This window comes from Agrobacterium sp. 33MFTa1.1 (genome assembly GCF_004328495.1).
Lineage (GTDB): Bacteria > Pseudomonadota > Alphaproteobacteria > Rhizobiales > Rhizobiaceae > Agrobacterium > Agrobacterium pusense.
Map to the genome: position 1 here is coordinate 210,561 of NZ_CP036359.1, position 14,839 is coordinate 225,399.

The window sequence follows — 14,839 nt, forward strand, 5'->3', positions numbered from 1 at the left end:
GGGATCCATGGAGCCAGCGGATGACAGATCCCCGGGATCAGGCCCGAGGATGACGACGGCGAGGTTTCAACACCTCGCCAGCAACCCGAAGGCAGGCGATGCCCGCCGCCGAACAGATGAACGACCCGAGATCATGACAGACAAAACCGCATTCAAGGTCGGCCTGATAGGCGCCGATATCCAGCTATCCAAGTCACCCGCGCTGCATATGCGCGAGGGAGCAGCCCATGGTCTCGACTATTCTTATGAGCTGGTGGATGTCTCCGCACGCAAATTGCCCTTAAGCGCCCTTCCCGATCTGCTCGATGAGCTGGAGGCGCGCGGTTTTGCCGGCACCAATATCACCCATCCGTTCAAACAGGCCGTCATCGCGCATCTGCACGAACTTTCTGACGACGCCCGCATGCTTGGAGCGGTCAATACCGTCGTCTTCCGCGACGGCCGCCGCATTGGCCATAACACGGACTGGTACGGCTTTTACGAAAGCTTCGTGCGCGGCCTGCCGGATGCAAAGCGTGATCGGGCGCTGCTGGTCGGCGCAGGCGGCGCCGGCGTGGCTGTCGCCCATGCCGCCCTGAAGCTCGATATTATGAGACTCGATATTTTCGATCGCGATTTGCCCCGGGCCGAGCGCCTGGCGAGCGAACTCAACGACCGCTTCGGAGAAGGGCGCGCCTTTGCCGTTGGCGACCCCGCCGCTTCCCTGCCCTTTGCCGATGGCCTGATCCACGCCACGCCAATGGGCATGCCCGCCCATCCCGGCATGCCGGTTTCGGCCGCCCTGATCGAACAACGACACTGGGTGGCCGATATCGTCTACATGCCGCTCGTGACCGAGTTGCTGGCGACGGCGGCGAAAAAGGGCTGTCGCACCCTGCCCGGCGGCGGCATGACGGTATTTCAGGCCGTTGGCGCATTCCGCCTCTTCTGCGGCCGCGAGCCGGACGCCGCGCGCATGACCGCACATTTCACCGAGCTGTGCATGGCGGAGGGGGTGGCATGAGCCTTTTCACAATCCTCAACGGCCCGAACCTCAACCTGCTCGGCCAGCGCCAGCCGGAAATCTACGGCTATGAAACGCTCGCCGATATCGAGTCCCGTTGCCGCGGGATCGCAGAAACCGCCGGCCACGAACTGTTTTTTGCCCAGAGCAACCGGGAATATGAGCTGATCGACTGGGTTCACGAAGCCCGCGGCAAATCCGCAGGCATCGTCATCAACCCCGGCGCCTTTACCCATACGTCGGTGGCCATCCTCGATGCGCTCAATGCCTTTGAGGGGCCGGTGATCGAGGTTCACATTTCCAACATCCACAAGCGCGAGGTCTTCCGGCACCACTCCTATGTCTCGACCCGCGCCGAAGGCGTGATCGCCGGCCTCGGCATCGAAGGTTATGACGTGGCGCTGCGCCACCTCATCGGCCGTCTTTCGCGCTCGTCGTGATATGGGCGGGCGTCAGCACATAACGCAGCACCATGTCGCTGACATGCCGCGACAATGTCTCCTGTCCCGCATCGGTGAACAGGCTGTCGCCGAAGATGAACGAGAACGTCGTGACGTTCGAGACGTTGAAAAAGGACAGCGCGCTGATCTGCCAGTGCAATTCCAGCGCATCGATGCCCTCGCGGAAGACGCCGCTCTGCTGGCCTCGCAGCAGCACGCTTTCCAGCGCATCGATGGCCGGACGGTTGAGCTGGCGGATCGTTTCGGAGGACTGCATGTGCCGGCCGTGATGGATGTTCTCGATCATCACCATGCGAATGAAAGCGGGATTGCGCCGGTGGTGATCGAAGGTGAACCGACAGAGCTTGTCGAGCGCCGCAGCCGGTTCCAGATCGTCGAGCTCCAGATCGCTCTCGCCGCCGCGCACCTTGGCATAAGCTTCCTCCAGAACGCGTTGGTAAAGGCTCTCCTTGTCGGTGAAATAATAATAGATCATGCGCTTGGACGTGCGCGTGCGCGCCGCTATTTCATCGATGCGGGCGCCGGAGAGGCCGTTTTGCGAAAACTCTTCCATGGCCACCGAAAGAATGTCGCGGCGAACCCCTTCCGGATCACGCTTCGCCTGCCGGCTTTCTCGGGTCGCGTTCAAAGTCGCAGTTTTGGTCATCATCCATTCCATCGGTGGGGCGGCGGCCTGCGGTCACGCCCTGCTTATTAACCAATCAGTACATAAGGCTGAAAAGGAAGGCAATATGGCGAGCTATGACACAGCAGGACACGGCATGCCAATGCGCACATCCATTGCAACCGTATCGATCAGTGGCGAATTCCCCGAAAAGCTGGCGGCGATCGCCAAGGCCGGCTTTTCCGGCGTGGAGATTTTCGAAAACGATTTCCTGACCTATGACGCCTCCCCGCGCGAGGTAAAGGCACTGGCTGCCGACCACGGACTTGATATCACCCTGTTTCAGCCGTTCCGCGATTTCGAGGGCATGCCGGAGCCGCACCGCGCCCGCGCCTTCGAGAGAGCGCAGCGGAAATTCGACATCATGGGCGAACTCGGCACAGATCTGATGCTGATCTGCTCGAATGTCTCGCCGGTCTCGCTCGGCGGCATAGACCGCGCCGCCGCCGACTTCCATCAGCTGGGCGAACTCGCCGCAAAATATGGCGTGCGCGTGGGTTACGAGGCGTTGGCCTGGGGTCGCCATATCAGTGATCACCGCGATGCCTGGGAAGTGGTGCGCCGTGCCGACCACGCCAATGTCGGCATCATTCTCGACAGTTTCCACACGCTGTCGCGCAAGATCGATCCCAATTCCATCCGTTCCATTCCCGGCGACAAGATTTTCATCGTCCAGCTGGCCGATGCGCCGCTGATCGACATGGACCTGCTCTACTGGAGCCGCCATTTCCGCAACATGCCGGGAGAAGGCGATCTGCCTGTCGTGGATTTCATGCGCGCCGTGGCTGCAACCGGTTATAGCGGCCCGCTGTCGCTGGAAATCTTCAATGACCAGTTCCGCGGCGGCTCGGCCCGGCTGCTCGCCGAGGACGGCCACCGCTCGCTCGTCAACCTGATGGATCAGGTGCGCCGTCTTGAGCCGGATATCCGAATCGACGTGCCCGCCATGCCGGACCGGGTTGAGACGCGGGGCGTGGAGTTCGTGGAATTCACCACGGCGCCGGAAGAAAAGATCAATCTGGAGGCGCTGCTCGCCACGCTCGGTTTCGAGAAAACCGCACATCACCGCAATCGCGATGTCGACCTCTACACCCAGGGCGATATCCGCATCGTCATCAATACCAGTGATGGCGGCGACAGTTTCGCCGGGGCGTCCTATTCCATCCACGGCACCAATGCCTATGCATTCGGCCTGAAGGTCGATGACGCCAAAGCGGCGCTGGCGCGTGCTGAAGCGCTGGGTGCGCCCACCTTCGCCGAGCCGCGCAAGACGGGCGAAGTCGCCGTCCCGGCCATTCAGGGCGTGGGCAACGGTGTCATTTATTTCCTCGACGATTCGCCGGCGCTTGCTTCCATCTGGGACAATGAGTTTGCGACAGTCGGCGACAATAAACCAGCTGGCGATGCCGGGCTGAAGAGGATCGATCATCTTGCGCAAACAACGCATTACGATGAAATGCTGACGTGGCTTCTGTTCTACACCTCGCTGTTTTCTACCCGCCGCACACCGATGATCGATGTGGTCGATCCGGGCGGGCTGGTGCGCAGCCAGGCGATTGAAAGCGTACCCTCACCGCATTTCCGCCTGACCATGAACGGTGCCGACAATCGCAAGACCTTCGCTGGCAAATTCCTCGCTGAAGGTTTCGGCACCAGCATCCAGCACATCGCCTTCGCCACCGACGATATCTTCGCCACGGCCAGGGCGATGCAGGCGCGCGGTTTTCAGGCCCTGCCGATCTCGCGCAATTATTACGACGATCTGGAAGCGCGTTTCGGTCTGGAGCCGGAATTTTCCGATGCTCTCCGGGCCGCCAGCATCCTTTATGACCGCGACGACAATGGCGAATATTTCCAGATCTACAGCCGCACCTTCGGCGAAGGTTTCTTCTTCGAAATCATCGAAAGGCGCGGGGCTTACGGCGGTTATGGTGCCATGAACGCCCCCTTCCGCATCGCCGCGCAACGACGCCTTGCGCCGCCGGTTGGCATGCCGAAGGAATAGGTCTCGGCAGCGAAATCCGAAGAGGCCGCAGCCGGCAGGAATGCCGCTGCGGCCTGTTCTCATTTATTCCAATGTCGTTATCTCGTAATCGCGTGGAATGGCGGAGGTCGCCATAAACCACTCCGACGCCCGCGTCCGCCGCTGATGAAAATCAAAGGCGGCACGATCGGCAAAAAGCTCCTCAACCTGCCAGATCAGGGGATCGTCTGTCTCGGATACCTCGAAGGAAATGCAGCCGGGTTCCTCTCTCGTCAGACGAAGATGTTCCGGAAGGTGGCGCCGGACCAGTTCGACATCATGCTTGGACAAGCATCGTAGAAAACCCCTCAGCCTGACTGCGCCCGCCCTATTGTTCATGCACGGCATTCCATTCCTCTTCGTTCTTCTCAGCGTTTTCAGTGGCGCTACACGCGGAATACACGCCTCTTTGCGAAGCATTGTGCAGGAACACGCGCTCAAAATCGGTGCATATGCGTATTTGTAGAGCAGTACACAAAAATTGTTCAACACTATGGACATGATTGTTCTGTTTTGTTAGCTTTTTCCATAAAACAAGGGCGGGGGAGAATAAGGTTTCATGCGCATTGTCGAATTGGCATCCGGCGTTTCGCGTCGGGTGGCTGCCATGGGTGTAACCGGCACGGCTGCGGCGGCACTGCGGCTATTAATGCGGGGCATCGATTGTCGCGCGGCTCCCTGTGAAAAAGCATCCTGAAGATGCGATCTCACCCGACATTTTCGATATTCCCGCCCGGCGTTGCGCGTAGCTCACCTGCCCATCGCCCTTTTCTTTTTCCAGACCACCGCGCCGCTTCACCGGCGCAGGCCACGCCGGAGACACTGACATGACTGCCGCAAACGCAAACGCCCTGCTGTCCGTCGAAGGCCTGAGCGTCGAGTTTGGCAACAGCCGCGTCGTGGACGATATTTCCTTTCGCGTCGAGCCCGGCCGCACGGTGGCGATCGTCGGCGAATCCGGATCCGGAAAATCGGTCACGTCGCTCTCCACCATGCGCCTTGCTGACATGATGGGCGCGACCTATCCGACAGGCAAAATCCTGTTTGAAGGCAGGGACTTGCTAAAGGCCTCTCAGAAAGAGATGCGCTCGATCCGCGGCAAGGAGATCGCCATGATCTTCCAGGAGCCGATGACCTCGCTCAACCCCGTCTTCACCATCGGCGACCAGATCTGCGAAGTGCTTGTGCTGCATGAAAAGATGGGCAAGCAGGCAGCGATGGCAGAAGCACAGAAGCTGCTTGAAATGGTGCGCCTGCCCGATGCCGCCGAGCTTCTGAAGCGATACCCGCACCAGCTTTCCGGCGGCATGCGCCAGCGTGTGATGATTGCCATGGCGCTCGCCTGTCGCCCGAAGCTTCTCATTGCCGACGAACCGACGACGGCGCTCGACGTGACCATTCAGGCGCAGATCCTCAACATCATGCGCGACCTGCAAAAGAAGCTCGGCATGGGCATGGTCTTCATCACCCATGACATGGGCGTGGTGGCGGAAATGGCCGATGACGTCGTCGTCATGTGGAAGGGCAAGAAGGTCGAGGAAGGTCCGGTCAAGGATATCTTCGCCAATCCGCAGCACCCTTACACGCGCGCCCTGCTTTCCGCCGTTCCGCGCCTTGGCAGCATGGAAGGTGAAGCCTTTCCGAAGCGCCTGCCGCTCACCGTGCTGCAGGATGGCCAGCCGGTCGTGATCGGTGAAGAGCGCGTGCAAAATACCGCGAAATACGACCAGAAACCGCTTCTGTCGGTCAAGGACCTGTTCGTGCGCTTCGATATCCGCAAGAACCTCTTCGGCAAGGCAACGCACCGGTGCAGCGCCGTGCAGAAGGTCAGTTTCGATATTCATGCCGGCGAAACGCTTGCGCTGGTGGGAGAATCCGGCTCGGGGAAATCCACTATCGGCCGCACCATCCAGCAGTTGCAGTCGGCCATCTCGGGCGAAATAACCTTCAACGGCCGCAGCTTTGCACAGATGTCGGCGGCGGAACGCTTCCGCATGCGTCAGGAAGTGCAATATATCTTCCAGGACCCCTTCGCCTCGCTCGATCCACGCAAGACGGTTGGTTTTTCGATTGCCGAGCCGATCAACACCCATGGTTTGATCAATGATCAGAAAGCCGTAAAGCGGCGGGTGGATGAATTGCTGGAGCGTGTGGGCCTCTCCTCCGAGCACGCCGCGCGGTATCCGCACGAGTTCTCCGGTGGCCAGCGCCAGCGCGTCTGCATTGCCCGCGCGCTTGCTTCCGATCCCAAGCTCATCATTGCCGACGAGGCGCTGTCGGCGCTCGATGTTTCCATTCAGGCGCAGATCATCAATCTCTTCATGGATTTGCAGGCCGAGCGTGGCCTCGCCTATCTCTTCATCAGCCATGACATGGCTGTCGTGGAAAAGATGAGCCACCGCGTCGCCGTGCTTTATCTCGGCCAGATCATGGAAATGGGCAGCCGCCGCCAGGTCTTCGAAACGCCGACGCATGATTATACCCGCCGCCTGCTGTCGGCCGTGCCGGTCGCCGATCCGACCATCGAGCGCCGCATTGCCATGATCGAGGGCGAAATTCCCAATCCCGTGCGCCGTGTCGGCGATGAGCCGGCCATTCTCGCCCATGAGGAAATCAATCCGGGCCACTTCATCGCGAAGAGCGCCTGAATAACAACCAGAACCACAACCATCTGAAGAGGAACAGGTAGATGACAATGATCAAGAAGGGGATGACGACAACGTTCGTCGCGCTTGCCATGGCCGCCACGGCCATGACCGCCGCACCGGCTCTTGCCGCCGGCAAGATGACCATTTCCAGCCCGCAGGATCCGGGCAGCTGGGATCCGATCGACACCTTCCTCGTTCAATGGGCCGCTGTCGCCACCAACATCTTCGATGGCCTCACCTATCGCGGCCCGGACCTGAAGGTCGTGCCCGGCCTCGCCGAATCCTGGGAAGAGCTGGATGAAGGCAAGCGCATCCGCTTCAAGCTGCGCCAGAACGTCAAGTTCCACAATGGCGAGCCCTTTAACGCCGCCGCCGTCAAGTTCACCTTCGAGCGCCTTCTTGGCGAACAGGGTGCCAAGGGCCCGCAGCGCTCCAACTATGTTTCCATCGAAAGCGTCGATGTCATCGACGACTACACCGTCGACATGAAGCTGAAGGCGCCGGATCCGGTTCTGCTCACCAAGCTTGCCGGTTATGGCGGCATGATCGTGCCGCCGAAATATATCCAGGAAAAGGGTGAGGACAACTTCAACCTCAACCCAATCGGTACCGGCGCGTTCAAATTCGTATCCTATGCCCCGAAGACCAACATCAAGCTTGAAGCCAATCCGGATTACTGGGGCGGCGCACCGAAGCTTTCCGAACTGGAATACCGCTTCATTTCAGAGCCGGCGACCGCCGTTGCCGAATTGCAGGCAGGCCGCGTCGATCTCGTCATTCCGCCCACCATCCCGATCGGCATGATCCCGGTCATCGAAGGCGATTCCAAGCTTCAGATCGTCAGCGTCCCCGGCCCGACCGTCGATGCGCTGCGTTTCAACACCCGTGACGGCATCACCGCCGATCCGAAGGTGCGCAAGGCCATCATCATGGCCGTCGACCGCGGCACCATCGTCAAGTCGATCCTTGCCGGCCAGGCATCGGAAATCGCAAGCTTCCAGAGCGCGCTGTCCTTCGGTTACGACCCGGAACTGAAGCCGCTGCCTTACGATCCTGAAGGCGCCAAGAAGCTTCTCGCGGAAGCCGGCGTCAAGCCGGGTGCGGCGCTGCAGATCGACATCCGCGGCAATGACGCGACGATGAACGAAGTAGCGCAGGTCATTTCCAGCTACCTCTCCATGGTTGGCATCACCGCCACCATCAAGCCCTATGAAACCAACGTTCTCTTGAACGACATCATTCCGCAGGGCAAGACCGGCGCGATGTTCCAGCAGAAATGGGGCGGCTGGACCTTCGATTACGATAACACCGCCTATTCCATGTATCACTCGGGTGAGAAGTGGAACCCCTATGACAAGGACGAAAAGCTGGACAAGCTCTTGGAATCCCAGCGTCCGCTGACGGACCGCGCCGAGCGCGAAAAGATCCTCAAGGAAATCGGCAGCTACACCGCCGAACGCGCGCTGGAAATCCCGCTCTACAACACCAATGCCATTTACGGCATCAACAAGCGGGTCAAGGGTTTTGTCGCACCGCCTGACAATCGCCTGAAACTGACCGACGTTACCGTCGAATAATCGGGCTGGTTTCTGATCAACACACCTTGCCCGCCGCAATGCGGGCAAGGCCGGGTTTCTCTTCAAGGTAAAAAACGTGGCCGGTTTCCTCATCAAGCGATTGCTGCAGGCGATTTTTGTCGTCATCGCCATCACCCTTCTCGTTTCTTTCGCCATCCGCCTGACGGGTGACCCCGCCGTCACCATGTTCCAGGGCGGCGGCAGCATGACGGAAGATGATCTGGCGCGCATCCGTGCGGCGCTCGGCACCGACCGGCCGTTCTTCGTGCAATATTTCAGCTTCCTGAAGGGCCTTCTGACGCTCGATTTCGGCCGCAGCTTCACCGGCAGCACGCCGGTCTCGCGCCTCATTGCCGATGCCCTGCCCGCCACGCTGCTATTGGCCTTCATCTCCATGGCGGTGTCGATTGCGCTATCCATCCCGCTCGGCATTAAGGCCGCGACTTCGCGTGGCAAGACGGCCGATCAGGTGATCCGCATCTTCTCGCTTATCGGCCTTTCCTTCCCGAATTTCTGGCTGGCCACCATGCTGGTGCTGCTGTTCTCCATCACGCTCGGCTGGCTGCCGCCAAGCGGCATGGGCGGTTTTGCGAGCTACATCATGCCCGCGGTCACCATGGGTGTGATCCTTACTGCCACCAATGTACGCCTTGTGCGCACCGCCATGCTCGATACGCTACGCTCTCAATACGTCATGGTGGCGCGCGCCAAGGGGCTCAGTGAAAGCAAGGTTCTCTACAAACATGCGCTGCGCAACTGCGCCATTCCGCTCATCACCTATTTCGGCCTGCAATTTGGTGGGCTGCTGGGCGGCATCGTCGTTATCGAGCGTGTCTTCAACTGGCCGGGCCTCGGCACGCTCGCCTTCGATGCAGTCGGCGCGCGCGATTATCCCGTGCTTCAGGCCGTCATCACCGTGCTGTCGCTGATGATCGTCGGCATCAACCTTCTGGTCGATATCGCCTATGGCCTTGTCGATCCGCGCATCCGCACGGAGTAAGTGACGATGGCTGTTAAAACCTCGCGTCTCGCGCGCTTCACCAATCTCGAATTCGTCCTCGGCGCGTCGCTGACGACAATCATCTGCCTTGCCGTCATCTTTTCCGACGTGCTGTTTCCGGGCGGAGCTGACAAGATCGACCTGATGGCGCGCCTTGCCAAACCCTTCGCCAATGCCGCCCATCCGCTTGGCACCGATCCGCTGGGACGAGACGTTCTCGCCCGCGTCGTCGCCGGCGGCAAGATTTCGCTGCTGGTCGGTTTCACCTCGGTCATCGGCGCGGTCATCTTCGGCGTCGCCGTTGGCCTGGTGGCCGGTTATTATCGCGGCTTCTGGGATATGCTGGTCATGCGCTTTGCCGATATCCAGCTCGCCATGCCCTTCATCCTGCTCGCCATCACCTTCATCGCCATTGTCGGCGGCAGTCTCACCAACACCATCATCCTTCTGATCGTCTCGCAATGGGTGCAATATGCCCGTCTCGTGCGCGGCTCGGTGCTGACGCTCAGGGAGCGGGAATTCATCCTTTCCGCCCGCGCCATCGGCGTGAAAGACTGGCGCATCATCCTTCAGCACCTGCTGCCGAACCTCATCGGCCCTGTCATCGTGCTGATGACGCTCAACGTCGCCAACAACATCCTGCTGGAAAGCAGCCTCACCTTCCTCGGTCTCGGCGTTGATCCGACAATTCCGAGCTGGGGCGGCATGCTGGCGGATGGGCGTACCTATCTGCAGACGGCATGGTGGGTTAGCGTCTTTCCGGGCCTTGCGATTCTTCTGACCGTGCTTGGCCTCAACCTTCTCGGCGACTGGCTGCGCGACAGCCTCGACCCAACAGGCAGAACCTCGAGGTAACCGTGATGAGCCAGATTTTCGACAAGACCTTCGAACGCACGCTGGACGCGCTTGTCGCCAAAGCCGAGCCCGGCCAGTCCTTCGAGGCATGGACCTTCGATGACGCCAAAAGCCGCCGCGAGACTGAAGAGAGGCTGAAGAAAAAAGGCATCTGCGCCCGCATCCGCAGCGCCTACAAGCCGCTTCTCTTCACCTTTCTGGAAGAGATCAATCTGGATGGCGTCGACGCCATCGAAGTGCGTTACCCGGTGCACGAAAACGCCCCCTCCAACCGTTTCCGGCTGGAGGCCTATCCGCTGGCGGCGCTGGTGGGCGATGCGAAGCTGGATTTCATCGCCCGCAAGGACGGCAGTTTCCATTATGAGGTGACGCTGAGCCGCCGTGGCAAGACGGAAACTCTGAAGGTTCTGGCTCCGAACCGGGTTCATACCGATATCGTCGGCGAAACCAATGTCTCGCCAACCGGCTGGTTCCGGCTTGCCGGTGATGCCTCGGGCGAGCGACTGGAGACGGATTACGAACAGCTTTTTGAAGCGGCAATCAGTGCCGTCGCCAACCACGGCTGGGGCGATGAAGAGCCCTATTTCGAGGAACTGAACATCCGTGTTACCCATCCGGCAGAAGATCTGCCTCTTTCCGTTGGTGATGAGGTCGTCAGCCTGCGCGAAGCGCTGCACGAGGATTTCTATTTCTCGCTGCTGGAGTTCTTTCAGAAAAAATCCGGCCGACCGCTGGGTGACCGTGGCCTCAAGCCCGGCCAGATCGTACCGGAAATCGTCAAAAGCGAAGGCGAGATCACCCTTCACATCGAGACCCGCCCGCTCACAACCGCCTTCCTCGATGGCGGCGAGCAACCGATCGATGAGGCGCGCGAACCGGTTGCGGCAGGCCAGCTCGCAGGGCTGCTTGAGGAAATCGGCGGCGAGCCATTCCAGGCGCGCTCCCGCTCCGGCCGCGTCCTTTCCGCCCGTTATGTCGCCGGCAGCGATGCCGCGGTGATGATCAGCGGCGGCCAGCACCCCAACGAGACGACGGGCATCGTCGGCGCCATCCGCGCCGCCCGCAAACTCGCTGATCGCAAGGGCGCGCATTTCACCATCTCGCCGCTGGAAAATCCTGACGGTTACGCCCTGCATCAGCGTCTGCGCGTCGATAATCCGCGCCACATGCATCATGCGGCGCGGTACACCGCCCTTGGCGATGACCTTGAATATCGCACGCCGGAAAATTCGGCTGCGCATCTGAACGAGAAGGAAATCCGCTTCAAGGCGCAGGAAATGAGCGGCGCCAGCCTGCATGTGAACCTGCACGGGTATCCTTCACATGAGTGGACCCGGCCTCTGTCCGGTTATGTGCCGCGCAATTTCGCCATGTGGACGCTGCCGAAGGGTTTCTTCCTCATCATCCGCCACCATGCGGACTGGGAAAGCCGAGCGGAAGCCCTGCTGGACAAGGTAACCCGCCATCTCGGCGCCATTCCCGGCCTGCTCGACTACAATAACCGCCAGATCGCGCTTTATGAAATCCACGCCGGCGAAACCGGTTTCCGCATCATCAACGGCTTTCCGTGCCTGTCGTCCATCGATGACCGCCACACCGTGCCGATGACGCTGATCACCGAATATCCCGACGAAACCATCTATGGCACGGATTTCATCACCGGCCACACCGCGCAAATGGAAACGGTGCTGTCCGCCTACGATGCCTGGCAGGAAATCCTGTCGCCGCAAGTGGCCTGATACGGCAACCGCCCCGGGCGGGCGGTTCACTTCCCCGGCGTTGTCGCAGCCAGTTTCTGATCGCGCTGTTTTTGCAGCAGCTTCTTGCCCTTGCTGAGAATATGCAGGTTGGCGGCATCAAGCTTGTTATATCCCGCCTGGATAATATCGAGATCGGCCACATGGCCGATGGCGGCCAGCTTGTACATCACGTCGCCAACGGCCACGTCGATGGTCGGTGCAGGTGATGACACGGCGTCCTTGACGGCCGCTTCCACATCCTCCATCGCACCACCCATGGCATGATAAAGCGTCAGCGCCTTGCGCAGAAATGCTTCACGACGCTCGATCCGGTTGTTGAGCCTGTTTTCTCCAACGCGATTGCGCATCAGCTCAACAGCTTTATTCTGATATTCGCCCATCAAGACACCAAATAACGTTCTAAATATGCTTGGGGAGACTACGAAAAATCCCCTTAGAACTGGTTAAAGCTCTGGTTGCGGGACGGCCGGTCGCGCGGTTGCAGGCGACATTTGCCCCGAACTGTTAGACCGCGAAGACCAAGGCGATGTGGAGCTGAAAAAAGGGGCAGGCGCCGGGCTGATTTCCCGATCCGATATGGGCAAGGCGTCAAAGACGCGGTATTGATAACCGTCAGGTTATTTATTACCCCCCTTATTTCATTTTACTTTGATATTCTTAATCATCAATCTGGCAGCCTGGACCGGTGGATGGGAGCCACAGGCGAATTTGGAGGAAACCATGAAATTTCGGATCACCGTGGCGATAGCGGCCATCTGTTTCAGCTCTGCCGCTTATGCAGAAACGATCAAGGTGGGCGTTGTCGGCCCGTTCTCCGGCCCGTTTGCGCTGCAGGGCAAGAACTTCAAGGCCGGCATCGATGCCTGGTTTGCCCTTCACGGTAACAAGGTCGGCAATGACACGGTCGAGGTCGTCTATCGCGATGTGCCGCAGGCCGATCCGGCGCAATCCAAGGCACTGGCGCAGGAGCTGGTGGTGAAGGAAGGCGTGCAATATCTTGCCGGCTTCTATTTTACCCCTGACGCCATGGCCGTCACACCCCTGCTGAAGCAGGGCAACGTGCCGATGGTGGTCATGAATGCCGCCACCTCGGCCATCGTGACCAAGAGCCCCTATGTGGTGCGCACGTCGTTCACCACCTGGCAGACTTCCACCCCCATCGCCAAGGTGGCCTTTGACGGCGGCGTGAAGAAGGTCATCTCACTGGTCAGCGATTATGGCCCGGGCGTCGATGCCGAAAATGCTTTCAAGGCGGCCTTCACCGCTGCCGGCGGCGAAGTGGTTGAAACCATCCGCATGCCGCTTTCCACCAATGATTTCAGTCCCATCATGCAACGTGTGAAGGATTCCGGCGCACAGGGTGTTTTCGCCTTCCTGCCATCGGGCCCGACCACGCTCGGTTTCGTCAAGGCCTTCAACGACAACGGCCTGAAATCCGCAGGCGTCAAGCTCTTCGCGCCGGGTGATCTGACGCAGGAATCCGACCTGCCGGCGCTCGGGGAAGCCGCACTCGGCATGCAGACGACCTTCCATTATGCCATCTCGCATGATTCACCCGAGAACAAGACCTTCGTGGAAGCCGCAACCAAGGCAATCGGCAATCCGAAGGAACTCTCCTTCCCTTCCGTCGGCGCCTTTGACGGCATGTATGTCATCAGCAAGATGATCGAGGCCACTGGCGGCAAGCAGGATGCGGAAAAGGCGGTCGAGGCAGTCAAGGGCCTTTCCTGGACAAGCCCGCGCGGCCCGGTCAGCATCGACCCGGAAAGCCGCCACATCACGCAGAACATCTATCTGCGCGAAGTAGCCAAGGCCGATGACGGCAGCTATTACAACAAGGAAGTCCAGACCTTCGAAAAACAGGGCGATCCGGGTCTCGCCGCCGCGAAGTAACGGCCAGACAGGACAATATTGCCGGGCCGCCAGTGGCGGCCCGTTTCCGGCCCGGACGGGCATTGCAGCACCGGGAGGAGTTTCTTCATCATGCAGACGGTCTTCAGCATCCTCATCGATGCGCTTGCCTATGGCATGGTCCTGTTCATCATCTCCATCGGCCTTTCGGTCACCATGGGACTGATGCGTGTGGTCAATCTGGCGCACGGCGCTTTCGCCATGATCGGCGGTTATCTCGCCTCCTATGCCGCCCACGGACTGGGTCTCGGTTATGCGGCTGCGATCCTCGTCGCCATCGTCGGTACCATCGTCATCGCCATACCGCTGGAACGTTTCCTTTATCGCCGCATCTATGGCGCGCCGGAACTGACACAGGTGCTGATGACCATCGGCATCACCTTCTGCATCATTGGCATCGCGAACTTCGTTTTCGGCCCGACGCTGAAGACCATTCCGCTGCCGCAGCAGCTGGCCGGCCCCACTGATCTTGGCTTCCGCACCATCGCCACCCACCGCATCTTCGCCATTGCCTGCGGTCTTGCCGTGGCCGGCGCGCTGTGGTTCACCTTTGAAAAGACCGCCTTCGGCATCAAGCTGCGCGCGGCGGTCGATAATGCCGCCATGGCCGCAGCCCTCGGCGTGCGCACCGAAATCATCTATGCCGTCAGCTTCGCCATCGCCGTCGGACTAGCCGCCATGGGCGGCGTCATCGGCGCGGAACTGCTGCCGGTGGAACCCTATTATGCCCTGCGCTACATGGTCACCTTTCTGGTCGTGGTTTCCGTTGGTGGCGCGGGCTCCATTCCAGGCGCGTTGATCGCCTGTCTGCTGCTCGGCGCCATCGATACGACCGGGCGATATCTTGCGCCCGAGTATGGCGAATTCTTCTTTTATCTGGCGGTCATCGTGATCATCACGCTGTTCCCGCGCGGCCTTCTTGGAAGGGCGAAATGAG

Annotated in this window: 13 protein-coding genes; 10 read left to right on the forward strand and 3 right to left on the reverse strand. The window is 60.0% G+C overall.

What is annotated here, in order from left to right; all coding sequences use genetic code 11:
* Window positions 1-133: 133 nt before the first annotated feature.
* Window positions 134-1,003: a shikimate dehydrogenase gene (locus EYD00_RS14830; RefSeq protein ID WP_034497559.1), complete on the forward strand. Its 870-nt coding sequence runs from the start codon at window positions 134-136 to the stop codon at window positions 1,001-1,003.
* Window positions 1,000-1,443, forward strand: a complete 444-nt coding sequence (aroQ, locus tag EYD00_RS14835; RefSeq protein ID WP_004445128.1) for a type II 3-dehydroquinate dehydratase — start codon at window positions 1,000-1,002, stop codon at window positions 1,441-1,443. The genes EYD00_RS14830 and aroQ overlap by 4 nt, the downstream gene beginning before the upstream one ends.
* On the opposite strand, the gene EYD00_RS14840 is transcribed toward aroQ, so the two are convergent.
* Entirely contained in the window at window positions 1,415-2,110 is a 696-nt protein-coding gene (locus EYD00_RS14840; RefSeq protein ID WP_022562722.1) for a TetR/AcrR family transcriptional regulator, read from the reverse strand. The two genes, aroQ and EYD00_RS14840, sit on opposite strands and share 29 nt — an antisense overlap.
* A gap of 121 nt (window positions 2,111-2,231) precedes the next feature.
* Between EYD00_RS14840 and EYD00_RS14845 the strand changes: the two genes are divergently transcribed.
* Window positions 2,232-4,133: a bifunctional sugar phosphate isomerase/epimerase/4-hydroxyphenylpyruvate dioxygenase family protein gene (locus EYD00_RS14845; protein WP_034497562.1), complete on the forward strand. Its 1,902-nt coding sequence runs from the start codon at window positions 2,232-2,234 to the stop codon at window positions 4,131-4,133.
* A gap of 63 nt (window positions 4,134-4,196) precedes the next feature.
* On the opposite strand, the gene EYD00_RS14850 is transcribed toward EYD00_RS14845, so the two are convergent.
* The gene (locus EYD00_RS14850; protein ID WP_034496728.1) at window positions 4,197-4,499 is read right to left on the reverse strand and encodes a putative quinol monooxygenase; all 303 of its coding nucleotides are present in this window, start codon (window positions 4,497-4,499) and stop codon (window positions 4,197-4,199) included.
* Between the two features lie 479 nt (window positions 4,500-4,978).
* Here EYD00_RS14850 and EYD00_RS14855 point away from each other — a divergent pair, with 479 nt between their 5' ends.
* The 5 genes from EYD00_RS14855 to EYD00_RS14875 all read left to right on the forward strand — a co-directional run bounded on the left by EYD00_RS14855 (window position 4,979) and on the right by EYD00_RS14875 (window position 11,970).
* On the forward strand, window positions 4,979-6,799 hold the full coding sequence (locus tag EYD00_RS14855) for an ABC transporter ATP-binding protein (protein WP_004445135.1): 1,821 nt from the start codon (window positions 4,979-4,981) through the stop codon (window positions 6,797-6,799).
* A gap of 41 nt (window positions 6,800-6,840) precedes the next feature.
* Complete coding sequence (locus EYD00_RS14860; protein ID WP_034496731.1) at window positions 6,841-8,376, forward strand: ABC transporter substrate-binding protein; 1,536 nt, start codon at window positions 6,841-6,843, stop codon at window positions 8,374-8,376.
* Window positions 8,377-8,452: 76 nt separating this feature from the next.
* The gene (locus EYD00_RS14865) at window positions 8,453-9,376 is read left to right on the forward strand and encodes an ABC transporter permease (RefSeq protein ID WP_004445138.1); all 924 of its coding nucleotides are present in this window, start codon (window positions 8,453-8,455) and stop codon (window positions 9,374-9,376) included.
* A 6-nt stretch (window positions 9,377-9,382) separates the two neighbouring features.
* Window positions 9,383-10,231 carry an ABC transporter permease gene (locus EYD00_RS14870; RefSeq protein WP_034496733.1) on the forward strand — a complete coding sequence of 283 codons (849 nt, stop codon included), beginning with the start codon at window positions 9,383-9,385 and terminating at the stop codon, window positions 10,229-10,231.
* A 5-nt stretch (window positions 10,232-10,236) separates the two neighbouring features.
* Window positions 10,237-11,970 (forward strand): M14 family metallopeptidase, encoded by a 1,734-nt coding sequence (locus EYD00_RS14875; protein ID WP_034496734.1) that lies wholly within the window; start codon window positions 10,237-10,239, stop codon window positions 11,968-11,970.
* 26 nt (window positions 11,971-11,996) lie between these two features.
* On the opposite strand, the gene EYD00_RS14880 is transcribed toward EYD00_RS14875, so the two are convergent.
* A complete protein-coding gene (locus tag EYD00_RS14880) occupies window positions 11,997-12,371 on the reverse strand; it encodes a hypothetical protein (RefSeq protein WP_006700227.1) in 375 nt (124 codons plus the stop codon).
* A 340-nt stretch (window positions 12,372-12,711) separates the two neighbouring features.
* On the opposite strand from EYD00_RS14880, the gene EYD00_RS14885 reads away from it, so the two are divergent.
* Both EYD00_RS14885 and EYD00_RS14890 read left to right on the forward strand, forming a co-directional pair.
* The gene (locus tag EYD00_RS14885) at window positions 12,712-13,884 is read left to right on the forward strand and encodes an ABC transporter substrate-binding protein (RefSeq protein ID WP_004445145.1); all 1,173 of its coding nucleotides are present in this window, start codon (window positions 12,712-12,714) and stop codon (window positions 13,882-13,884) included.
* A gap of 90 nt (window positions 13,885-13,974) precedes the next feature.
* Window positions 13,975-14,838: a branched-chain amino acid ABC transporter permease gene (locus EYD00_RS14890; RefSeq protein ID WP_004445147.1), complete on the forward strand. Its 864-nt coding sequence runs from the start codon at window positions 13,975-13,977 to the stop codon at window positions 14,836-14,838.
* The last annotated feature ends 1 nt before the right edge of the window (window position 14,839 follow it).

Excerpts from the sequence above, each read along its gene's own strand:
- aroQ (WP_004445128.1), top strand. The coding sequence starts at position 1,000 with ATGAGCCTTTTCACAATCCTCAACGGCCCGAACCTCAACCTGCTCGGC.
- EYD00_RS14830 (WP_034497559.1), top strand. The coding sequence starts at position 134 with ATGACAGACAAAACCGCATTCAAGGTCGGCCTGATAGGCGCCGATATC.
- EYD00_RS14860 (WP_034496731.1), top strand. The coding sequence starts at position 6,841 with ATGACAATGATCAAGAAGGGGATGACGACAACGTTCGTCGCGCTTGCC.
- EYD00_RS14885 (WP_004445145.1), top strand. The coding sequence starts at position 12,712 with ATGAAATTTCGGATCACCGTGGCGATAGCGGCCATCTGTTTCAGCTCT.
- EYD00_RS14870 (WP_034496733.1), top strand. The coding sequence starts at position 9,383 with ATGGCTGTTAAAACCTCGCGTCTCGCGCGCTTCACCAATCTCGAATTC.
- EYD00_RS14890 (WP_004445147.1), top strand. The coding sequence starts at position 13,975 with ATGCAGACGGTCTTCAGCATCCTCATCGATGCGCTTGCCTATGGCATG.
- EYD00_RS14840 (WP_022562722.1), bottom strand. The coding sequence starts at position 2,110 with ATGACCAAAACTGCGACTTTGAACGCGACCCGAGAAAGCCGGCAGGCG.
- EYD00_RS14855 (WP_004445135.1), top strand. The coding sequence starts at position 4,979 with ATGACTGCCGCAAACGCAAACGCCCTGCTGTCCGTCGAAGGCCTGAGC.
- EYD00_RS14880 (WP_006700227.1), bottom strand. The coding sequence starts at position 12,371 with ATGGGCGAATATCAGAATAAAGCTGTTGAGCTGATGCGCAATCGCGTT.
- EYD00_RS14845 (WP_034497562.1), top strand. The coding sequence starts at position 2,232 with ATGCGCACATCCATTGCAACCGTATCGATCAGTGGCGAATTCCCCGAA.
- EYD00_RS14875 (WP_034496734.1), top strand. The coding sequence starts at position 10,237 with ATGAGCCAGATTTTCGACAAGACCTTCGAACGCACGCTGGACGCGCTT.
- EYD00_RS14850 (WP_034496728.1), bottom strand. The coding sequence starts at position 4,499 with ATGCCGTGCATGAACAATAGGGCGGGCGCAGTCAGGCTGAGGGGTTTT.